Below are 20,600 nucleotides of genomic sequence, written 5' to 3'. Positions count from 1 at the left end.
TGATTACTTACCCTTCTTGGTTCACGCATGCTGGCGCGTGACAGTTTGATTCAAAGGCAGTCCCGGTGTTGGACGGCACTGCAGGTTTTAATTCTCGCGCGTTTAGCGGCGGACGAGGTCCTGGGATTCAACACCCAACGCGGCGCGCAGGTCCGTTTCCCGTTCGCGCATGCCGGCGCGGACGGCGTCGGCGAAGTCGTAGACGCCGTCCGCAAGCCGGCCCACGGCCCGGTTCAGGCCTTCGGGACCGAGCGCGGACTGCGCCTCAGTGACCTTGCGAAACGCGATGACCCCGATGGCCACGCCGATTCCCATCCAGACAAGTCGTTTCATTTCAGTTCTCCGGGTGGGCTTAGCGGCTGCGGCGGCCGGTGGCGGGCTTCTTGCGGGCGGCGAACGCGGAGCGGACGCCGTAGCTGAACGCGGCCACCTTGATCAGCGGCGAACCGACGGTCGCGGCCACGAGGGAGGACAGCGCAGAGATGTTGGCCGAGGCGTCCGAAACGTTGGAGGCAATGCCGTCCACTTTCTGCAGCTGCTGGTTGGTGGTGGAGACCGTTGCGGTGACCTCGTCCATGAGCGGGGTGGCGCCATCGCTGATGGAGCGGATGGATGTCCGGACCTCGTCGAACACCCGCCCCAGCTTGAGGATGGGCACAGCTAGCAACAGGACCAGGAGCGCAAATACCCCGGCCGCGATCAGGCCGGCAATATCGCCACCAGACATAGACGTTCATCTCCTTGAAACTCCGTGGAACCGTACCGGGGCGCGGCGCCCGAACTGCTGCAGCCGCAAATGTCCCCCAAGTACCTTACATACAAAGAAGCCCGCGGCGCTTGCCACGGGCTTCTTTGTATACGCTGCCGGAATTTAGCGTGCGTAGAATTCGACGACGAGCTGCTCTTCGCAGGTCACGGGGACCTCGGAGCGCTTCGGGCGGCGAACCAGGCGGGCCTGCAGGGCGTCCAGCTTGACGTCCAGGTAAGCCGGAACGGCGGGCAGGACGTCGCGGTGTGCGCCGGCTGCTGCAACCTGAAGCGGGACCATGGTCTCGCTGCGGCTGTGCACGTGGATGAGCTGGCCTTCGCCGACGCGGAACGACGGGCGGTCAACGCGGATGCCGTCAACCAGGATGTGGCGGTGCACAACCAGCTGGCGGGCCTGGGCGATGGTGCGGGCGAAGCCAGCACGCAGCACGAGGGCGTCGAGACGCATTTCGAGCAGTTCGATCAGGTTTTCACCGGTCAGGCCCTTGGTGCGGCGTGCTTCTTCGAAGGCACGGGTCATCTGGGCTTCGCGGATGCCGTACTGGGCGCGCAGACGCTGCTTTTCGCGCAGACGTACGGCGTAGTCGGAGTCCTGCTTCTTGCGGGCACGACCATGCTCGCCGGGGCCGTACGGACGGCGCTCCATGTACTTGGCGGCCTTGGGGGTCAGAGCGATGCCGAGTGCACGCGAGAGGCGTGCGGTACGGCGAGCACGAGTGTTGTTAGCCACTTGTGTCCTTCCAATATCTGCGGTGTGTCAGTGTTACTGGCCTCCAAGATGGAGAGCATCGGCCAACCGCTGCCTTTTGCTACTGGGCGCAGGGCATAACCCCATCAACGTGAATTGGTGGGATTGTGCGTCCGCGCCTTGCCAGACAAAGATCAAGCTTACCAGAACCTCACTGGCCCCGGACGATCTTCCGGAGGCGCTCCAGCCGGACGGCGATGTCCCGCTCCGCGCCGTTGGCCGTGGGCTCGTAGTAGTCGCGGCCCACGAGGTCGTCCGGCGGATACTGCTGGGCGGCCACCGAATGCGGCGCATCGTGGGCGTACTTGTAGCCCACCCCGTGGCCGAGCTGCTTAGACCCGGGATAGTGCGCGTCGCGCAGGTGCGCCGGGATCCCGTTGCCCAGTCCCGCCCGCACGTCCGCGATGGCCTTGTTGATGCCCATGTAAGCCGCGTTCGACTTTGGCGCCGTCGCCAGGTGGACGACCGCCTCGGCGAGGACGATGCGCCCCTCGGGCATTCCGATGAGCTGTACGGCCTGCGCCGCGGCCACCGCAGTCTGCAGGGCGGTCGGATCCGCCATGCCCACGTCCTCCGCGGCCGAGATCACGATCCGCCGGGCCACGAAGCGCGGGTCCTCCCCCGCCTCCAGCATCCGCGCGAGGTAGTGCAGTGCCGCGTCCACGTCGGACCCGCGGATGGACTTGATGAACGCGCTGGCCACGTCATAGTGCTGGTCCCCGGCGCGGTCGTAGCGGACGGCTGCGGCGTCCAGGGCACGCTCGGTGTGCCGCAGTTCAACGGTTACCGGTTGCTCAGTGTCACCTTCCCCCGCACCGGAACTTCCGACGTCGTCCGCGTCACCGAACGCGACCCCGGCGGCGGCCTCCAGCGCCGTCAGCGCCCGGCGGGCGTCCCCGCCGGAAAGCCGGACGAGGTGTTCCAAAGCCTGGTCGCTGAGCCGGACGTCATTGTTCAACCCGCGGGGATCCTCAACGGCCCGCACCAGCAGGCCCTCGATGTCCGCGTCGGTGAGCGGCTTGAGGGTCAGGAGCAGGGAGCGGGACAGCAGCGGCGACACCACCGAAAACGACGGGTTCTCCGTGGTTGCCGCTACCAGCACCACCCAGCCCTTTTCGACGCCGGGCAGCAGCGCATCCTGCTGTGCCTTGTTGAAGCGGTGGATCTCATCGAGGAACAGGACGGTGGTGGTCTTGTAGAGGTCACGGGCGGTCAGGGCGTCGTCCATGACGCGGCGGACATCCTTGACGCCGGCGGTGATGGCGGACAGTTCCACGAACTTTCGCCCGGGACCCCGCGCGATCACGTGGGCAAGCGTGGTCTTCCCGGTGCCCGGCGGCCCCCACAGGATCAGCGAACTGGGGCCGGCCGGACCGGCGGCATCAGCACCGGCCGCCAACTGACGCAACGGGGAACCCTGGCCCAGCAGATGCTGCTGGCCCACCACCTCGTCTACCGTGCGGGGACGCATCCGGACAGCCAGCGGGCCGCGCGGCTGGGCTGAACGGGACTGCGCGGACCGGGACTGCGCGGACCGGGACTGGGCGGAACGGGACTGGGCCGATTCGGCGGCGTCGTCGTTGTCGCCGTCGTCGCTGTCCTGTGCCGCCGAATCAAAGAGATCATCCACATAGATAGGCTACTTCTAGAATCAGCAGGAAAAATCCGGCCACGAAAGCAGGGAATTCGGAATGCCAGGCAGCCGTCCGACCCAGGGACGTGCGGCGTCCACCAGGACCGCGTTCGTCCCCGGTCCGCGGTTGGCCGGCTGGGTTGAACGGTTCGCCGCCAGCCACGGTGACCTTGGATATGAGGACCACGACGACGGCGTACGGCTGGCTGCCGCGGACGGCGCCACCGCACTGCTGGTGGCGCCGTGGCCCGACGACGGGCGGCCGGGGCGGGGATCCGGCCTCGTGGAACGACTGGCTACACTGGCTTCCCAGCCGCGCACGGTCGGTCTGGTCCTGGTACGCCGCGGAGGATACGGCGTGGCCGTGGCCAGCGAGGGGACCATCCTTGCCGCCAAAACCGGCACCAAGTATGTGCAGTCCCGCACCGCCGCCGGCGGCCAGTCCCAGCAGCGGTTCGCCCGCCGCCGCGCGAACCAGGCGGAGGCAATGCTGGAGGCGGTGGCGGAACAGGCGCGGCTGATCTTTGGCGGCCAGGCCTTCGAGTACATCCTCCCCGGCGGTGACCGAGGACTGGCTGATGAAGTCCTGGCACTGCCTGCCCTGAAGCCTTGGGCCGGCCTGCCGCGCCTGGCCTACCTTGATGTTCCCGATCCCCGCGCCGCCGTCCTGAAGAAGGCCGCGGCGGACGCCTGCGCGGTGCGGGTAACAGTGACGGACCCGCCCGGGAGCTAGCCCCCGACCCTGGCCGCGGACTGCCTTTACTCCTCGGGTGCCAGCGTCACGGTGACCCCGTTTAGGTCGCGGCTAAAGCCCACCTGGCAGGAGAGTCGCGAGCCGCACTCCCGGTACCCCTCGGCCTCCACGAGGAGCTCGAGTTCGTCCTCGCTGCGTTCCTCCAGGGTGTCGAAGACCTCCTGCTCCAAAAACACGTGGCAGGTGGCGCAGGAGGCGGTGCCGCCGCACGATGCCAGCACGGGCAGGTCGTTGTCCCGGAGGGCCTCCATCATGCTCTGGTCCGGCTCCCATTCAAGGTCATGGGTGGCGCCTTCGCGGTCGACGACGGTTAGTGCATTGCTGCTCATGCTGGTGTTACTCATGTCGTTTCCTTAGGATCGTGCTGCTGCAAGGTCAGCGTCGGAGTGGTTGGGTGTGCCGGAAATGGCTTCGGCGAGGGGACTGCCGGGGTCCGCGGCCAGCACCGGGTCGATCCGGGCTCCCTGGGCGATCAGCCGTTTGGCCGTGCGGAAGTCGGCCAGGTTGGCGATGGTGTCGACGGCGGCGAGACGCCCGTCGCGGAGGTAGACCACGGAGAATTTGCCGCAGGAGGGTTCGCCGCGGACTATCACCTGGTCCTCCGGTTGGCGGACGCCCGCTGTCTGCAGCCGGACACCGTGCTGGACGGTCCAAAACCAGGGGATTTCCGGTTCACCGGCCGCCTGGCCGGTGATGTGCGCGGCGACCCGGTCCGCCTGTGCCAGCGCGTTCTGGATGCACTCGAGCCGCCGGCTGACGCCGTCGGTGGGACTAATGAAGCGCGTGACGTCCCCGCTGGCGTAGACCGCGGGATCGGAAGTCCGGCCGTCCCCGTCCACGAGGATGCCGTCCCGGCAGTCGATGCCGGCATCCTGAGCCAGCTCCTGGTTGGGCAGGACGCCGATGCCGGCGAGTACGACGTCGGCAGGAAAGACGGTGCCGTCGGCGACGGTCACGCGTTCGGCCCGTTGTCTGCCGTCGATCGACGTTACCGCGGCGCCGAAGACAAACCGCACCCCGTGCCGCTCGTGAAGCTGCTCGAAGTGGCGCGAGACGGGGGCCGACGTTACCCGGCTCATCACGCGGTCCTGGAATTCGAGCACTGTGACCTCGCAGCCCTTCGCGGCCGCAGCTGCGGCCACTTCCAGTCCGATGTACCCGGCACCGATGATGGCCACGCGGGCTCCCGGAACCAGCAGCCGCTTGAGTTCGAGGGCGTCGCCCCGGGTCCGCAGGGATCTGACTCCCACAAGACCGGCACCTGGCACGGTGAGGGGCCGCGCCCGTGAGCCTGTGGCGATAACCAGCCGGTGGTAGGCCTGCCGCGTCCCGTCGGACAGCAGCACTGTCCGCCCGTTCCTGTCGATGGATTCCACGGTGACCCCGGCGAGCCGGCCGATGCCCTTGTCCGCATAGAACTTCTCCTTGCGGAGCACGGCTGACTCATCCGGGGCGCCGTCCTTCAGGAGTTCCTTGGACAGCGGCGGCCGCTCATAGGGCAGTTCGTTCTCCGCGTCGACGAGCAGAATGCCGCCTTCCCAGCCGCGGGTGCGGAGCCCTGCGGCGACAGCGACGCCGGAGTGTCCCGAGCCGACGATGACCACCGGGTCCTGAATCATCACCGGGTCCTGGGCCGATACCGGTGCAGCGGTGCCTGTCCCGCTATGCATTGGTCTGCCCTGCGCTGACCTGCTGCAGCAGCACGTGGAGATGCTCCGGGCCCGAGTTCGTCAGGTTGTTGCCGCGCACATATTCGATGGGTTTGTCCGGGTCCAGCGTGAGCGACGCGAGCTTCTCCGCCAGGAGCTTCACCGTGACCTGGACCTCAAGCCTGGCAAGGGGCGCGCCGAGGCAGCTGTGGACGCCGTGCCCGAAGCCCAGGTGGCCGTCGGTGTTGCGGTCAATGTCGAAGCGCTCGCCGTCGGAATACTTGCTGCTGTCCCGGTTGGCTGCGGCGGGCAGCAGGCGGACGATGGCGCCGGCGGGAATCGTCACGCCGGCAACCTCCACCTGCTCCGTGGTGATCCGGCTGGCCCGCTGGACGGTGCCGCGGTAGCGGGCCAGTTCCTCAACGAAGAGGTCCGCATCGTCCGGATTCAGGCGGATCCGTTCCAGCAGGTCCGGCTGTTCGCTGAAGATCCGGAACGCGTTGGCCAGCAGGATGGTGGTGGTGTCATGGCCTGCGACGAAGACAAAGGCGCAGAGTTCCTTGGCTTCCTTCTCGCTGAGCAGGCCTTCCTTCCACATCCGTGCAATGTGTCCGCCGACGCTGTCGCTCTCCTCGCGGTACAGGCGCTCCATGGTGTCTTTCAGGTAGGCGAAAAACTCGAGGGTGCTCTGCTCGTCGGTTCCTGTGCCCTGGGCATTGCGGGCGAGCCGGCCGAAGTAGCTGAAGGTCTCGTCGGACCAGAATTTCATCTTCTCGAAGTCCTCGGCCGGAACGTCGAGCAGCGCGCTGATGGTGGACATGCTGAGCGGGATGGCGTAGTCGTCCACGGCGTCCCCGCCGCCCGCGGCGAGCATCGGTGCCAGATACTTTTCGGCATTCTCCCGCACCCGGTCCTCGAAGCGGGCGATGGCCTTGGGGATGAAGGCCTGCGCCACCACCTGACGGAGACGGGTGTGGTTGGGGGCGTCGAACAGCGTCAGAAAGGTCAGCGGGACCGGGTCCACTACCTGCGAGGAGAAGACTTTCGGTGCCCGCATGGCCCGGCGGACGTCGTCGTACCGGGAGATGAACCAGACATCAGATACGGGTGAATGCGCGCGGAGCACCGGCGCGTTCTCGCGCATCCACTGGTAGTGGCGGTAGGGATCACCCTGGGTCCCGTCGTCCACCACCTTGAAGGGCGCCATGCCCTCGGGCCAGTCCAGTTCATGCGAGTAGGGAGGCAGTGCGGTGCCTTCGCCTGCGCTTCCGCCGGTGCTGACGTGCGTGGAGACCGGGGGTGTTGCTGTCATCGGGCAAGACATCATCGTCCTTCTTTCCGGTTGGCTTCGGCGTAATCCGGTGTGATCCGCCTCTCACTCCACCTTGCGGGATGCGCCGTGGCCGCCCCCACAGGTCTTCCGTTCATCGGTTGCGAAAGTCCGCCTGCCCTTCCGACTGGGCGGATTTCAGCGCGCGGGAGATCCCGTGCGCAGCGGTCAGCAGGGCGGGGAGGATCAGCGGAACAGCCGCTTCCCGCCTCGGCACGATGACGTTGAGCGCCGCAGCTATCGTGTTGCCGGGCCCGAAGACGGGCACTGCGATGCCCGTCCACTCGGTGACGCCAATGCCTGGCAGGGCCACGTAGCCGCGCTGCCTGATCTCGGCCAGGTGCTTGCGGATGAGGGCAGGATCGGTGATGGTTTCGGAGGTCACGGCCTTCAGGCGCTTTGCGAGCACCCCGGCCTGGACTGCGGGCGGCGAGAATGCCAGCAGTACCAGGCCGGACGAGGCTGCGTGGATGGGCATCCGCTGCGCAATGTGGGCGGCATCCAGGCTGGAGTGCGGCGAGGAGAGGCGCTCCACGTATAGCACGGTGCCGTGGTCCAGCACGGCGAGGGTGGTGTGCTGGTGGACGGCTGCCTGGACGTCCTCCATGAAGGGCAGCGCCAGCTCACGGAGGTTCAGTGCACGGGAGCCCCGGGCAGCGAGCTCCCACATGCGCATCCCGGAGCACAGGTTCCCGTCCGGCAGCCGCTCAATGAGGCCGTGGAGGACCAGGTCATCGACGAGCCGGTGCGCGGTGGTCAGCGGCAGGCCTGCGCGGCGGGCGAGGCCGGAGAGCGTCATGGCCGGCAGGTCCCGGTCGAAGGCGCTCATGAGCCGCACCACGCGGCTGATCACCGATTCCCCCGAAGAAGAGTTGGCCATGGCGGTCTCCGGCCCGGCGCCTAGCGGCCCGCCACGTTGGCCGGCCGCGACGCGTTCCGCTCCCCGGCAAGCCTGGTGACGTCCCGGCCGGCACGGTAACCGAACACCAAAGCCGGGCCGATATGGGAGCCGTAGCCCGGGTAACCGCCGCCGAAGACGCTCACCGCAGCGGCGCCCACGGCCAGGAGCCCTGGAACCACCGATCCCTCAGCCGTGACCACTTCGGAGTGTTCGTTGACGCCGAGGCCGGCGAAGGTGCCCAGATCGCCCATTTGGATCTTCGCCGCGTAGTACGGGCCCTTGCCCACAGGCGCGAGGTTCGGGTTCGGCCTGTGCTCGAGGTCGCCCCGGAAGTGGTTGTACTGGGTGGAGCCGCGGCCGAAGGCGGGGTCCTCGCCGCGCTCAGCCGCCGGGTTGAATTCACCGACGGTGGCTTCAAGGCCCGCGGCATCGATGCCGAGCTTGCCGGCCAGCTCAGCAAGGGTGTTCCCCTTGACCAGGTAGCCGGTCCGGTAGAAGTAGCCACGCGGCATCGGCCAGGGCTTGGCATAGCCGATGCCGTATTTATGCATCGTCTTCGCGTCGCCGATCACGTAGCCGAAGGTCCTGTCCTCGTCCTTGTTGTGCTCGATCATGGCCCCGCCGAAGTCGTGGTAGCTCAGGGCCTCATTGCCGAAGCGCCTGCCGTGGCGGTCGACGGCGATCAGCCCGGGCAGGCCGATGGCCCGCAGATGCGGAAAGAGCCGCTGTTCGCCGCTGAGGTACCTGAACACGGTCACCGGAGCCCAGGAGCCGACACTGAACACGGAATCGTCGATGTAGCCGCCGGCGCCCATCGCCAGGGTGGCGGCGTCCCCGCCGTGGCCCACCGTGGGGGTGAAGTGGTCGTCGCCGCCGGCGTCATGCGGGAAATAGCGCCGCCGCAGTTCCCTGTTCCCGGAGAATCCGCCGGCGGCGAGGATGACGCCGGCGCGTGCTGTGACGGTGACGGCGTGCTCTCCCCCGATAACCGCGCCGGTGACGGATCCGGCGTCGTCCCTGGTGAGGGACAGTGCCGGTGAGCCCTTCCACAGCCGGACGCCCAGGTCGTCCGCACTCTTGACCATGCGGGTCATCAGGGCGTTGCCGTTGGAGCGCAGGACCGGACGTTTGTAGCGGGCCGCATCGGCCCAGGTGCGCAGCAGTTTCTTGGCGACGTAGATGAAGGACCTGACCGACTGGTTCACGTGGAAGAACTCGTTGATGTCCGGCCCCACCTGCGGCATGTAGCCGAAGACTGTATAGGAGCTCATGTACGGCTGCATCAGGAGCCGCTTGTCCCCGAGCACCCGCGCGTCCACGTCCTGCGGCAGGATGGCCCGGCCGGACAGCCTCGCCCCGGGCAGGTCCATCTGGTAGTCCGGGGCTTTCTCCGGGTAGGTGAACTTCACATCGGTTTCGTTTTCGAAAAAGGAGATGGCCTCGGGAACGGTGTCCAGGAAGTTCCGGACTCCCGCTTCGTTGAACGTCTCCGGTGCCAGGTTCTTCAGATATGTCTCGGCGTCCTCGCGGGTATCGCCCTGCGCAACGCCGTGCTCGTTGCCGGGGACCCAGGCCCAGCCCGCGGAAATGGCGGTGGTCCCGCCGAAGTACTGTTCCTTTTCCGCGACGATCACGCTCAATCCCTGCGAAGCGGCCTTCAGTGCCGCGGCCATCCCGGCCACACCCGATCCAATGACGAGGACGTCACAGACCGCCGTAGTTGCAGTTTCTGTCATGGTTCCTGCTCCGTTCTGCCTGCAGGCCACTCCTTTGCGGCGGCAGGCGTTGACTGACAAACCCCCAGTAGACCCGGGCGCACGCACGCCCGGGAGGAGGATTACCATTGAGCGGGAATCGACAGGAGGTACCGTGGCCAACTCCGCATCCGGCGAGTCGATCATCGGCCGCTTCGTCAAGATCGTGAGCGCCTTCGATGACCGGCACCCCGCCATGAGCGTTGCCGAGCTCGGGCGCCGCACCGGCCTGCCGGTGACGACCACCTACCGGCTGGTCAACGACCTGTTGCTCGAGCGGCTGCTGGAACGCGAGCCCGGCGGGGACATCCACATCGGCACGCGGATGTGGGAACTGGCTTCCCGGGGCTCCAAGATGCTGGGCCTGCGCGAGGCTGCCCTGCCCTTCATGGAGGACGTCCAGGCCGTAGTGCAGCACTCCACCACGCTGGGCATCCTCGACTCCGACGAGGTGCTGTACATCGAGCGGCTCGGCTCGGACAGGACCATCGTGGACATCACCAAGATCGCCGGCAGGCTGCCGGTCCACGCCACGTCCTCGGGACTGGTGCTGCTGGCACACTCCCCCGCTGCGTACCAGGACTCATTTCTGGCCCGGCCACTGACGAAGTTCACCGAGACGACACTGACCGAGCCGGCCGCGCTCCGGCGCCACCTGGCCGAGATCCGGCAGCGCGGCTTCGCCGCCATGCCCGGGGTGATCGTGCCGGAATCCAGCGGCATCGCCGTACCGGTGTTCGGCCCGGACAACACCGTCCGTGCCGCGCTCAGCGTGGTGGTGCCGCGCAACGAGGAGAACGCGTCTGCCCGGGTGCCCGTCCTGATGGCCGCCGCGCGCGGGATCTCCCGCGCCCTGGGCTGGCGGGGCGAACTGAAGGGGACGCTCCGGCAAAGCCACTGAAAGCCGTCTTTGCCGTTCATCGGTAATCGTGTGGTTCCGCTCACAGGTCCCCTGCCACGCTGGCTGGAAAGCAGCGACGAGGCTGCAGGACCACGAGGAGCACCACATGAATCCCATCCAGAAGCGCGTGGCCGGAAAGACCGCCATTGTCACCGGCGGCCGCGGAGACCTGGGCAGCGCCACTGCCGCCCTCCTTGCCGAACACGGCGCGAAGGTTGCCAGCCTGGACGTTGCCGGCATACCCGCCGCCGCGGCCCACGCAAACATCACAGACTACGACGTCGACGTCACCAGCGAGGCCAGCGTTACCGAAGCTATCGGCCGGGTCCGCGACGAACTGGGCACCCCTGACATCCTGGTCAACGCCGCCGGCATCATCGGCCCGGCAGGAGCCTCCCACACTGCTTCGACGGCCGACTTCGACACGATCTTCAACGTCAACGTCAAGGGCGTCTGGCTGATGACCAAGCACGTGGTCCCCGGCATGATCGAACAAGGCACCGGCAGCATCGTCAACTTCTCCTCCATCCACGGCCTCACCGGTGGCCGGAACGTTCCGCTGTACCACGCCACCAAGGGGGCCGTGCGGCTCCTGAGCAAGTCGGACGCCGCGGCCTATGGCGGCTACGGCATCCGCGTGAACTCCATTCATCCCGGGTCCATGAACACCAGGATGAGCCGCCGCTCCGCCGAGCAGTCGGACATCGGTCCCGAGGCCTACTACAAGCAGCTCGTGGGCTCCAACCCGTTGCCCCGCCAGGGCGAACCGGATGAGATCGCGTACGGCGTGCTCTACCTGGCCTCGGACGAGTCGCGCTTCACCACAGGTTCAGAGCTCGTCATCGACGGCGGCTACACGGCCGTCTGACGCGGCCCCCCCACTAAGCATCACCATAACTGCAGCAGCACCCATCATCTTCCTTTTGAAAGGCAACACCCCATGAAATTCGTCAACGGCACCTCCGCGGACACTTACGACGTCGTCGTCGTCGGTTCCGGTGCGGGAGCACTCACCGCGGCGGCCACCGCCGCCCGGGCCGGCAAGTCCGTCGTCGTCCTCGAAAAGAGTGACCTCCTGGGCGGTACCTCCGCCGTGTCCGGCGGCATGCTCTGGGTGGCGGATAACCACCACGCACGGAAGGCCGGAATCACCGATTCCAAGGCTGCGGCCGCGCAGTATGTCCGCGCCGTGGCCCGCGGCCGGGGCCGGGAGGAACTGCTGGACGCGGCGCTGAACTATGGCGACCAGATGCTCCGCTTCGTCGAGGAGCAGTGCGGCGTCCGCTTCATCTTCCTCGACAACTTTCCCGATTACCGGCAGGATCTCCCCGGCGCCGTGACAGGCGGCCGCACCGTGGAACCCGAGCTGTTCAACAGCACCGAAGCGCTGGGCGGCCTCCGGAAGCATGTTCGCAGTGACGGACGTGCGCCGTTCACCATGCAGGAATACGAGGAGTGGGGCGCCTTCACCAAGTTCCCGTGGGACGACCTGGCTCGCCGACAGGACGACGGCCTCGTGGCCAAGGGACAGGCCCTCGTTTCCATGTTGCTCGCCAGCCTGGTCCGCGACAACGCCACGCTGGCCACCTGGGCGCGCGGGCACCGCCTGCTCAGCGACGCAGGCCGGGTGACTGGCGTCGAACTCGAAACAGGCGAAAGGTTCCATGCCCGCGACGGCGTGGTGCTCGCGACCGGCGGCTTCGAATGGGACAAGGCCCTGGCCGACTCCATGCTCGCGTCCCGGCTCTACACGATGTGCTCCCCGCCCTCGAACACCGGCGACGGGCTGCGCATGTCGCAGCGCATCGGCGGCCAGACCCGCGGCACGCGGGAGGCCTGGTGGGCGCCGATGTCCGTCACCGGCGACACCCGTGACGGCCAGCCGGTGGGCACCCTGCTCCGGTTCGAACGGCAGGGCCCGGGATCCATCATGGTGAACCGGCACGGCTGCCGCTTCGCCAACGAGTCGCAGAACTACAACGACCTCGCCCGCAGCCTGCAGTCCTGGGACTCCGCCGCCAACCGCGCACTGAACACCCCGGCGCACGTGATCGTGGACCACGGCTACCTGGAGCGCTACGGAATCCTGGCCCACCGCGCCGGCCAGCCGACGCCGGACTACCTGGTCGAGGCGCCCACCTTGGCGGACCTCGCCGCCAAGATCAACGTTCCGGCCGAAAACCTGGAAGCCACCGTGGCCCGGTTCAACGGGTTCGCGGCCAGGGGCGAGGACCCCGACTTCGGCCGCGGCGAAAGCGCCTACGACAAGTACTGGGGCGACGCCGACTGCCCGTGGCCGAACCCCTCGCTGGGTCCGCTCGAGGCCGGGCCCTTCTACGCACTGGAGGTGGTGAACGGCGCCTTCGGCACCAATGGCGGTGTGGCCACCGACGGGTCAGCCCGCGTGCTCGACGTCGACAACCGCCCCATCCCGGGCCTGTTCGCCGCCGGCAACACCACCGAGAATGCCTACGCGGCAGGTTACCCCGGAGCCGGTGCCACCCTTGGACCCATCATGACCATGGGCTACCTCGCCGGGCGGAACCTTGCCGGCCAGTCCCCCGAGTACCGGTCCCCCGAGGACAGCACGGATCAGGACGGCTCGGCTGACCAGCCTGCTACGCAACTGGTGGGTGCCTGAGATGATCCGGCACACGGTGCTCTTCCAGTTCAAGTCCGACTTCCCGCCAGCCGACCGGCAGGCCTGGATTGACGGGCTCAACAACATGGCCGGAAAGATCCCCGGCATGCTCAGCCTCAGCCACGGGCCGGACGTCCTCAACACCGAACGCTCCTTCGACTACGCCATCGTGGCCGACTTTGAACGTGTCGAGGACATCGCCGTGTACAACACGCACCCCCTCCACGAGCCGCTGAAGGCGTACTCGTTCCCCAACAGCCGGCAGATCCTCGCGGTGGATTTCCACCTCCCGGACACCCCGCCGGCACCCACTGAGACAACGCAGTCTTAAGGAGATTCCCGTGACCACCACCCCATCACCGCAGGCACCGCAGGCACCGCTCCAGGTTCCCCTGCAGGCCCCGCGGAAAACGCCCCGCAAAGCCGCCCTGGCGTCCTTCCTCGGCAGCACCCTCGAGTACTACGACTTCTTCATCTACGGCACCGCGGCAGCCCTGGTGTTCCCCCACCTGTTCTTCCCGTCCGCGGACCCGGCCATCGGGCTGATCGGCGCCTTCGCCACCTTCGGCGTCGCATATGTGGCGCGGCCAGTCGGCGGACTGGTGATGGGTCACTTCGGCGACAAACTGGGCCGCAAGAAAATCCTGCTGCTGACCCTCGGCATCATGGGCCTGGCGTCCCTCGGCATCGGTTTCCTGCCCACCTACGAACAGCTCGGTGTCTGGGCCCCCATCCTGCTGGTGGCGGGCCGGCTGGCACAGGGCTTCTCCGCCGGTGCGGAATCAGCCGGTGCCTCCACGCTGACGCTGGAACACTCACCCGAAGGCAGGCGCGGGTTCTTCACCAGCTTCGTGATGACCGGGTACGCGTCCGGCATGGTGCTGGCCACCCTGGTCTTCATCCCGGTCACGTCACTGCCCCGGGAGGCCATGATGAGCTGGGGCTGGCGCATCCCGTTCTGGCTCTCCATCGTGGTCCTAGCCATCGCCTACTGGGTCCGCACGCACCTGGATGAAACACCGGTCTTCGAGGAGGCCCAGGAACGCCGCCAGGTGGCCCCGATGCCCATCAAGGAAGTGCTCCGCTTCCAGGCCCCCGATGTGCTGCGCGTGGCGGGAATGTCCATCATGTCCGTGATGCAGACCATCTTCACGGTCTTCGGACTGGCCTACGCCACGTCCGGCGCCGGGTTCGACCGGGCGTCCATCCTGACCGTCAACGCCGTGGCCATCGGCCTGTCCATGTTCGCCATGCCGCTGGCGGCCAGGCTGTCCGACCGGATCGGCCGCCGCCCCCTCCTGCTCACCGCCGCCATCGGCTGCTCCGTCACGATCTTCCTGTACTTCCTTGCGCTCTCCTCCGGCAACATCGTGCTGGTGTTCCTGGCCGCATTCCTGAACATGACGGTGCTGTACTCGGGCTTCAACGGCGTCTGGCCGGCGTTCTTCGCCGAACAGTTCGCAGCGCCTGTCCGGTACTCCGGGATGGCACTGGGGAACCAGTTCGGCCTGGTCCTCGCCGGCTTTGGCCCGATGATCGCCGGGATGCTGCTGGCTCCCGGGGCATGGGGCTGGGTGCCCGTGGCCGTGTTCGGCACCGTCTGCATGCTCATTGCCGCCGGATCCGCGTTCTGGTCCCGGGAGACTGCCGCCACGCCCATCGGGGAACTCGGCGGCCCGTACCTTGCGGGCATCACTCGCCGGCGGCAGGCCGAAGCAGCAGGGCAAATACCGCCGCGGCAGCCGTCCGTCGATGTGCGCTAACCTGCGCGGCATGAACGCCCACGACAACGAAGGCGCCGATGAGTCCGCCTCCGAGCTGGCGCATGCGGCACCCTCACAAGCGGTCGAGGCCGGCGAACTGGTCACCGCCCCGTGGATGGGCCTGCACTACCTGCCCGAAGCCCCCTAACAGCCCACAGCGTCCGCTCCGTTTCGACGGTTCCCTGCCCGCAAGACGTTGTGCAACGTCGTGTGGGCAGGGCACCGTCGTATCGGCGGGTAGAGGCAGCTCAGCAGCCGGTCAGGGCCCGCCGCGGCCGCTCCTGCCGGTAGTAATAGCGGGACACTTCACGGAAACCTGCCCGGGTGTAGAGCTCCCGGGCAGCGGTGTTCGAGGCCATCACCAGCAGCCAGTAGCCGGCCAGTCCCCGCTCCGCACCCGCACGGACCAGGGCCTGCTGGATCCGGGTGGCGTAGCCGCGGCGCCGGGAGTCGGGCTTCGTGGCCATGCAGTACAGCCCGCCCCAGCTGCCCGCCGCGCCAGGACCAGCAGCCCCGCCGGGATCAGCAGTCCAGCCGTGAACAACGGCAAGGCGTCCGACGGCGGCCGGCCCGCCGTCGTCGTCCCTCACCAGGGCGTACAGCGCCGGGCAGCCGGTGAGAATCTCACGGGCAATCTCCATCTCCGCGGCGCCGCCGCGGCCGTCCACGGACCACCACAGGTCCAGCCATTCCGCCGAGGGATGCTCCGAGATTTCGACGCCGGCACTAACCGAAAGACTGTCCTGCGGCTCCGCAGGCCGGGACATGACCAGTGTTTCCGACTGCCTGGTGTAGCCCAGGCTGTCCAGCACGGCATTCAGCGGGGCGGCGCCGTCGTGGTCGAAGATCTGGTAGATCACCGGTAGCCGCCGCTGCCGGTACCAGTAAGCGGCGTCCCGGACAGCGGCGGCGTCGTCTGCGGCAGCCAGCCGCGGCCAGACTGAGTTCGCCCGCTGCGTTACACCACCGGCGGCGCGGAGAACCCACTCGCCGGTGTCGTGACGTTCGGGCGCGGGCCAGGCGGCATCCATCAACGCTTCCAGACCGGATAACACTTCCACGCGGGTATCCTCCATCCGCCGCAACCGTGCAGTAAAGAGCAGCTGTGCGGTAAAGAGCAAGAGCTCCCCGTTTCCGGGGAGCTCTTGCTGCGTTCAGCCAACCAGCTTGTTGAGGCTAGTCGGCCTTCTTCTCTTCGGGCTTCTTGGCCTCGGGCTTGAAGTCGACGCCGGCCTCCTTGCGCTGCTGCCCGGTGATGGGCGCCGGGGCGTCGGTCAAAGGATCGTGGCCGCCGCCGGACTTCGGGAAGGCGATGACGTCGCGGATCGAGTCCACGCCTGCCAGGAGCGCCACCACGCGGTCCCAGCCAAAGGCGATGCCGCCGTGGGGCGGGGCACCGTACTTGAAGCCCTCCAGCAGGAAGCCGAACTTCGTCTGGGCATCGGCCTTGTCCAGGCCCATCAGCTCAAAGACGCGCTCCTGCACTTCGCGTTCGTGGATACGGATGGATCCGCCGCCGATCTCGTTGCCGTTGCACACGATGTCGTAGGCGTAGGACAGCGCGGACTCCGGGTCCTGGTCAAAGCTGTCCAGGAACTCCGGCTTCGGCGAGGTGAAGGCGTGGTGCACTGCGGTCCACTTGCCTGTACCGACGGCCACATCGCCCGACGCCACCGCGGCAGCGGCGGGTTCGAACATGGGAGCGTCGACCACCCAGCAGAAAGCCCACGCGCTGGGGTCGATCAGGCCGGTGCGGTGCCCGATTTCAACGCGGGCAGCGCCCAGCAGCGCACGGGACGGCGTCTTCTCGCCGGCGGCGAAGAAGATGCAGTCGCCGGGCTTGGCGCCAACGGCGTCGGCCAGGCCGGCGCGTTCGGTCTCCGTGAGGTTCTTGGCGACGGGACCTGCGAGCTCGCCGTCCTCCTTGTAGAGGACGTAGGCCAGGCCCTTGGCGCCGCGCTGCTTGGCCCACTCCTGCCAGGCATCGAGTGCACGGCGAGCCTGCGAGGCACCGCCGGGCATAACGACGGCGCCGACGTAGGGAGCCTTGAAGACGCCGAAGTTGGTGTCCTTGAAGAACTCGGTCAGCTCGGTCAGCTCCTGGCCGAACCGCAGGTCGGGCTTGTCCGACCCGAACCGGGCCATGGCATCCGCGTAGGTGATGCGCTGGATCGGCGTGGGGATCTCGACGTCGATCAGGTTCCAGACGGCCTTCACGATGTTCTCGCCGAGCCGGATGATGTCGTCCTGCTCGACGAAGCTGGCCTCGATGTCGAGCTGGGTGAACTCGGGCTGGCGGTCGGCGCGGAAGTCCTCATCGCGGTAGCAGCGGGCGATCTGGTAGTACTTCTCGAAGCCGCCCACCTGCAGGAGCTGCTTGAACAGCTGCGGCGACTGCGGCAGCGCGTACCAGGAACCCGGCGCCAGGCGGGCCGGGACCAGGAAGTCACGGGCGCCTTCCGGCGTCGAACGCGTCAGGGTGGGCGTCTCGATTTCGACGAAGCCTTCGTCGTGCAGCAGGTCGCGGGCCACGCGGTTGGCCTCGGACCGGAGTCGGATGTTGCGGCTGGGACCGGGGCGGCGCAGGTCCAGGTAGCGGTGCTTGAGCCGGGCCTCCTCCCCCACTTCCACGTGCTCGTCGATCTGGAAGGGCAGCGCGTCGGCGGTGTTGAGGATGACCACCTTGTCCGCCATGACCTCCACCTCGCCCGTAGCCAGGGCGGCGTTCTCGTTGCCTTCCGGGCGCTTGGAGACCGTGCCGGTCACCTGGAGCACGTATTCGTTGCGCAGCCCGTGGAAGACCTCTTCCTCACGGACCACCACCTGCGCCACGCCGGAGGCGTCACGCAGATCGACGAATGCGACACCACCGTGATCACGACGGCGGCCAACCCAGCCAGCCAGGGTTACGGTTTGTCCAATGTGCTCGGAACGAAGGGATCCGAGGTCATGTGTGCGCAGCACAGCATTCCTTTCAGAAGGAAGACAGAATGAAGTTTAAAGACGATCGTTGCGGAAACGATCCCGTCCGAGTTTACCCGTTTGAAAGGTTCCTGCCCCGCCATGACCAAGCACCAGCAGCTGCAACGAAGACTGGGTGTGGCCGACGCAACAGCCATCGGGCTCGGATCCATGCTCGGCGCCGGCGTTTTTGTCGTCTTCGCACCGGCGGCCCGCCTGGCCGGAGGGCTGCTGCTCGTGGCCATAGCGCTGGCCGGTGCCGTGGCGTACTGCAACGCGGTCGCCTCGGCCCAGCTCGCCGCAAGGTATCCGCAAAGCGGCGGGACCTACATCTACGGCCGCAAGCAGCTTGGCGAGTGGCCCGGTTTCCTCGCCGGCTGGGGTTTCGTGACGGGCAAGTCGGCTTCCTGCGCGGCCATGGCCCTGACCTTCGGCCAGTACGTTGCACCCGGTTACGCCACCGCCGTGGCCATCGCAGCGGTCGCCGCACTGACCGGGGTAAACCTGCTGGGCATCACCCGGACGGCCCTCCTGACCCGCATTTTGCTCGCCATCGTCCTGGCCACGCTGGCGTTCGTGGCCGCGGCGAGCATCGTGGGGCCGCATGTTGCCGACGGCGGGACAGCTTCCGGCGCGGTCTCCGGACAGGCCGGCAACGGCTGGGGCATTCTGCCCGCCGCTGGCCTGGTGTTCTTCGCCTTTGCCGGGTACGCCCGCATCGCCACGCTCGGCGAGGAGGTCAAGGACCCGGAGCGCGTCATTCCGCGCGCCGTCCTCGGCGCCCTGGCGGCCGCCCTGGCCATCTACCTGCTGTTGGGTGTCCTGCTCCTGGCGCATCTTCCGGTGCAGATACTTGCCGCCTCGACGGCGCCGCTGCTCGACGCCGTGGAACAGTCCCGGCTGGCCGCCGGGGCACCCGTGGTCCAGGCAGGTGCCGCCGCAGCCTCGCTCGGCGCTCTGCTGGCCCTCATCACCGGCGTGGGACGCACGGCCATGGCGATGGCCCGCGAACGCGACCTCCCCGGTCCCCTGGCCAGGGTCGGCGGACGCCATCCGGTGCCGGCAACCGCCGAACTGGCGGTGGCCGCCGTCGTCGTCCTCTTGTTGTTGACCATGGACGTGCTGACGGTGGTCGGCTTTTCCAGCTTCGGCGTCCTGCTGTATTACGCCGTGGCGAATGCCGCCGCATTCACGCTTCGGGACCGGCCCCGGCACGCGCCCAAGTGGCTCAACGCCGCAGGGCTGGCCGGCTGCCTCGTCCTCGCCTTCACCCTGCCGGCGGCATCGGTGCTTGGCATGGCGGCAGTCATGGCCGCCGGACTCGCCGGGCGCGCCGTCGTGCTTGCGTTCCGGAAGCGAGGGTTCCGGAAGCGGCGGTTGCGCTGATTCGGGAAACGCTAGCTCAAGAAGACGGCGCGGCGGTGATCAGCTTGCCGGTGCGGCCGCGACCTGGACGCGGATGTCCTCGTCCGACGGCGTCCACGTCGCGGGATCAGCGTCAACCTGCTCGCCGGACCGGATGTCCTTCACCTGGTGCTTGCCGTCCTCGTCCGTGAACCAGACGAAGGGGATGCCGCGGCGGTCCGCGAACTTGATCTGCTTGCCGAACTTCTCGGCCTTGGCGGCAACCTCGGCAGCGATGCCGCGGCTGCGCAGCTCCGTGGCCACGTCCTGCGCTTCGCCCCAGCTCTCGTCCGAGGTAAGCGCCACGAACACTGCCGTGGGCACGGAACGGGAGGCCTTGGCCAGGTCCTGGCTGAGGATGCGTGAGACGAGCCGGGTCACGCCGATGGACAGCCCGACGCCGGGGAACTTCCGGTTTCCCTTGCTCGCCAGGGCGTCGTAGCGGCCGCCGGAGCAGATCGATCCGAGCTGCTCGTGGCCGACCAGGACGGTCTCCACAACGGTTCCGGTGTAGTAGTCCAGTCCGCGGGCGATGCTCAGGTCCGCTACCACCTTGCCCGGAACCCGCTTCACGGCGGCCTCGATCACCTGTTCGAGTTCGTTCAGGCCCTCCTCAAGGAGGTCGTTGCTGACCCCGAGCGAACGGACCTGCGCCACGAAGGACGTGTCCTCGGTCTTGATGCCGGCAAGATTCAGCGCCGCCTGTGCCTGTTCGTCGGTGGCACCGAGCTCGGACTTGAGCAGCCCGGCCACCTTGTCCGGGCCGATCTTCTCCAGCTTGTCAATGCTGCGCAGCACTCCGGCGGTGTCGGTCAGGCCGATGCCGCGGTAGAAGCCCTCCGCGAGCTTCCTGTTGTTGATGCGCAGCCGGAACTCCGGAATCGGTAGCGCACCAAGCGCCTCCGCAATGACCAGGGCGATCTCGACGTCGTAGCGGAAAGGCAGCTCGCCGTCGCCCACCACGTCAATGTCCGCCTGGGTGAATTCGCGGGCGCGCCCTTCCTGCGGGCGTTCCCCGCGCCAGACCTTCTGGATCTGGTAGCGGCGGAACGGGAAGGCCAAATAGCCGGCGTTTTCCACGACGTACCGGGCGAAGGGCACTGTGAGGTCAAAGTGCAGTGCCAGGGCGTGCGGATCGTGCTTGCCCTTCCCCGATTCCTCCCCCTCGTCGTCCTGGAGCCGGCTCAGCCCGTATACCTCTTTGTCGATCTCGCCCTTGCGGAGCAGCTGGCCCACGGTTTCGACGGCGCGGGTCTCAATGGAAGAAAAGCCGTGCAGTTCAAAGGTGCGGCGCAGCGAGTCCAGGACATGCTGCTCCACCAGCCGCTCCTCAGGAAGCCACTCGGGGAATCCGGACAGGGAGGCGGTGCGTGCCATGGTGGAGTTTCTCCTC

General features: G+C 67.6%; 20 protein-coding genes. 8 read left to right on the top strand and 12 right to left on the bottom strand.

From position 1 onward, the window contains the following. Positions 1–102 precede the first annotated feature (102 nt). The 4 genes from CXZ05_RS09605 to CXZ05_RS09590 all read right to left on the bottom strand — a co-directional run bounded on the left by CXZ05_RS09605 (position 103) and on the right by CXZ05_RS09590 (position 3,146). A complete protein-coding gene (locus CXZ05_RS09605) occupies positions 103–333 on the bottom strand; it encodes a DUF6167 family protein (RefSeq protein WP_180987341.1) in 231 nt (76 codons plus the stop codon). 19 nt (positions 334–352) lie between these two features. After that, positions 353–727 carry a DUF948 domain-containing protein gene (locus tag CXZ05_RS09600; protein ID WP_102972365.1) on the bottom strand — a complete coding sequence of 125 codons (375 nt, stop codon included), beginning with the start codon at positions 725–727 and terminating at the stop codon, positions 353–355. 144 nt (positions 728–871) lie between these two features. Continuing rightward, the gene (rpsD, locus tag CXZ05_RS09595) at positions 872–1,498 is read right to left on the bottom strand and encodes a 30S ribosomal protein S4 (protein ID WP_102972364.1); all 627 of its coding nucleotides are present in this window, start codon (positions 1,496–1,498) and stop codon (positions 872–874) included. Positions 1,499–1,667: 169 nt separating this feature from the next. Beyond that, a complete protein-coding gene (locus CXZ05_RS09590; protein WP_102972363.1) occupies positions 1,668–3,146 on the bottom strand; it encodes a replication-associated recombination protein A in 1,479 nt (492 codons plus the stop codon). A gap of 61 nt (positions 3,147–3,207) precedes the next feature. Between CXZ05_RS09590 and CXZ05_RS09585 the strand changes: the two genes are divergently transcribed. Continuing rightward, the gene (locus tag CXZ05_RS09585) at positions 3,208–3,882 is read left to right on the top strand and encodes an acVLRF1 family peptidyl-tRNA hydrolase (protein ID WP_102972362.1); all 675 of its coding nucleotides are present in this window, start codon (positions 3,208–3,210) and stop codon (positions 3,880–3,882) included. Positions 3,883–3,908: 26 nt separating this feature from the next. On the opposite strand, the gene CXZ05_RS09580 is transcribed toward CXZ05_RS09585, so the two are convergent. From CXZ05_RS09580 to CXZ05_RS09560, 5 genes are all read right to left on the bottom strand, one after another. Then, positions 3,909–4,247, bottom strand: coding sequence for a 2Fe-2S iron-sulfur cluster-binding protein (locus CXZ05_RS09580; RefSeq protein ID WP_258006520.1), 339 nt, complete (start codon positions 4,245–4,247; stop codon positions 3,909–3,911). A gap of 9 nt (positions 4,248–4,256) precedes the next feature. Then, entirely contained in the window at positions 4,257–5,522 is a 1,266-nt protein-coding gene (locus tag CXZ05_RS09575) for an NAD(P)/FAD-dependent oxidoreductase (RefSeq protein ID WP_180987340.1), read from the bottom strand. A 43-nt stretch (positions 5,523–5,565) separates the two neighbouring features. After that, positions 5,566–6,864 (bottom strand): cytochrome P450, encoded by a 1,299-nt coding sequence (locus tag CXZ05_RS09570; RefSeq protein ID WP_219726543.1) that lies wholly within the window; start codon positions 6,862–6,864, stop codon positions 5,566–5,568. Between the two features lie 112 nt (positions 6,865–6,976). After that, positions 6,977–7,762: an IclR family transcriptional regulator gene (locus CXZ05_RS09565; RefSeq protein ID WP_102972359.1), complete on the bottom strand. Its 786-nt coding sequence runs from the start codon at positions 7,760–7,762 to the stop codon at positions 6,977–6,979. 20 nt (positions 7,763–7,782) lie between these two features. Then, a complete protein-coding gene (locus tag CXZ05_RS09560) occupies positions 7,783–9,519 on the bottom strand; it encodes an FAD-dependent oxidoreductase (protein WP_102972358.1) in 1,737 nt (578 codons plus the stop codon). A 133-nt stretch (positions 9,520–9,652) separates the two neighbouring features. Between CXZ05_RS09560 and CXZ05_RS09555 the strand changes: the two genes are divergently transcribed. The 6 genes from CXZ05_RS09555 to CXZ05_RS23090 all read left to right on the top strand — a co-directional run bounded on the left by CXZ05_RS09555 (position 9,653) and on the right by CXZ05_RS23090 (position 14,990). After that, positions 9,653–10,438 carry an IclR family transcriptional regulator gene (locus CXZ05_RS09555; RefSeq protein ID WP_102972357.1) on the top strand — a complete coding sequence of 262 codons (786 nt, stop codon included), beginning with the start codon at positions 9,653–9,655 and terminating at the stop codon, positions 10,436–10,438. 106 nt (positions 10,439–10,544) lie between these two features. Continuing rightward, entirely contained in the window at positions 10,545–11,306 is a 762-nt protein-coding gene (locus CXZ05_RS09550; protein WP_219726542.1) for an SDR family NAD(P)-dependent oxidoreductase, read from the top strand. A gap of 72 nt (positions 11,307–11,378) precedes the next feature. Further along, entirely contained in the window at positions 11,379–13,079 is a 1,701-nt protein-coding gene (locus tag CXZ05_RS09545; RefSeq protein ID WP_258006519.1) for an FAD-dependent oxidoreductase, read from the top strand. Between the two features lies 1 nt (position 13,080). Then, the gene (locus CXZ05_RS09540) at positions 13,081–13,410 is read left to right on the top strand and encodes a Dabb family protein (RefSeq protein ID WP_102972425.1); all 330 of its coding nucleotides are present in this window, start codon (positions 13,081–13,083) and stop codon (positions 13,408–13,410) included. A 10-nt stretch (positions 13,411–13,420) separates the two neighbouring features. Continuing rightward, complete coding sequence (locus tag CXZ05_RS09535; RefSeq protein ID WP_102972356.1) at positions 13,421–14,842, top strand: MFS transporter; 1,422 nt, start codon at positions 13,421–13,423, stop codon at positions 14,840–14,842. 10 nt (positions 14,843–14,852) lie between these two features. Continuing rightward, a complete protein-coding gene (locus CXZ05_RS23090; RefSeq protein ID WP_180987339.1) occupies positions 14,853–14,990 on the top strand; it encodes a hypothetical protein in 138 nt (45 codons plus the stop codon). A gap of 100 nt (positions 14,991–15,090) precedes the next feature. Here the strand turns inward: CXZ05_RS23090 and CXZ05_RS09530 are convergent, their stop codons facing one another. Continuing rightward, on the bottom strand, positions 15,091–15,873 hold the full coding sequence (locus CXZ05_RS09530; protein WP_374754645.1) for a GNAT family N-acetyltransferase: 783 nt from the start codon (positions 15,871–15,873) through the stop codon (positions 15,091–15,093). 145 nt (positions 15,874–16,018) lie between these two features. Further along, entirely contained in the window at positions 16,019–17,806 is a 1,788-nt protein-coding gene (aspS, locus tag CXZ05_RS09525) for an aspartate--tRNA ligase (protein ID WP_102972354.1), read from the bottom strand. A 99-nt stretch (positions 17,807–17,905) separates the two neighbouring features. On the opposite strand from aspS, the gene CXZ05_RS09520 reads away from it, so the two are divergent. Then, positions 17,906–19,189 carry an APC family permease gene (locus CXZ05_RS09520; protein ID WP_102972353.1) on the top strand — a complete coding sequence of 428 codons (1,284 nt, stop codon included), beginning with the start codon at positions 17,906–17,908 and terminating at the stop codon, positions 19,187–19,189. A gap of 39 nt (positions 19,190–19,228) precedes the next feature. Here CXZ05_RS09520 and hisS read toward each other — a convergent pair whose 3' ends face one another. Next, positions 19,229–20,584 (bottom strand): histidine--tRNA ligase, encoded by a 1,356-nt coding sequence (gene hisS, locus CXZ05_RS09515; RefSeq protein WP_102972352.1) that lies wholly within the window; start codon positions 20,582–20,584, stop codon positions 19,229–19,231. Between the last annotated feature and the right edge of the window lie 16 nt (positions 20,585–20,600).

This window comes from Arthrobacter sp. AFG20, assembly GCF_002892795.1.
Taxonomy (GTDB): domain Bacteria; phylum Actinomycetota; class Actinomycetes; order Actinomycetales; family Micrococcaceae; genus Arthrobacter.
The sequence above is the reverse complement of the archived record's forward strand: the minus strand, read 5'-3'. Positions and strand labels throughout refer to the sequence as shown.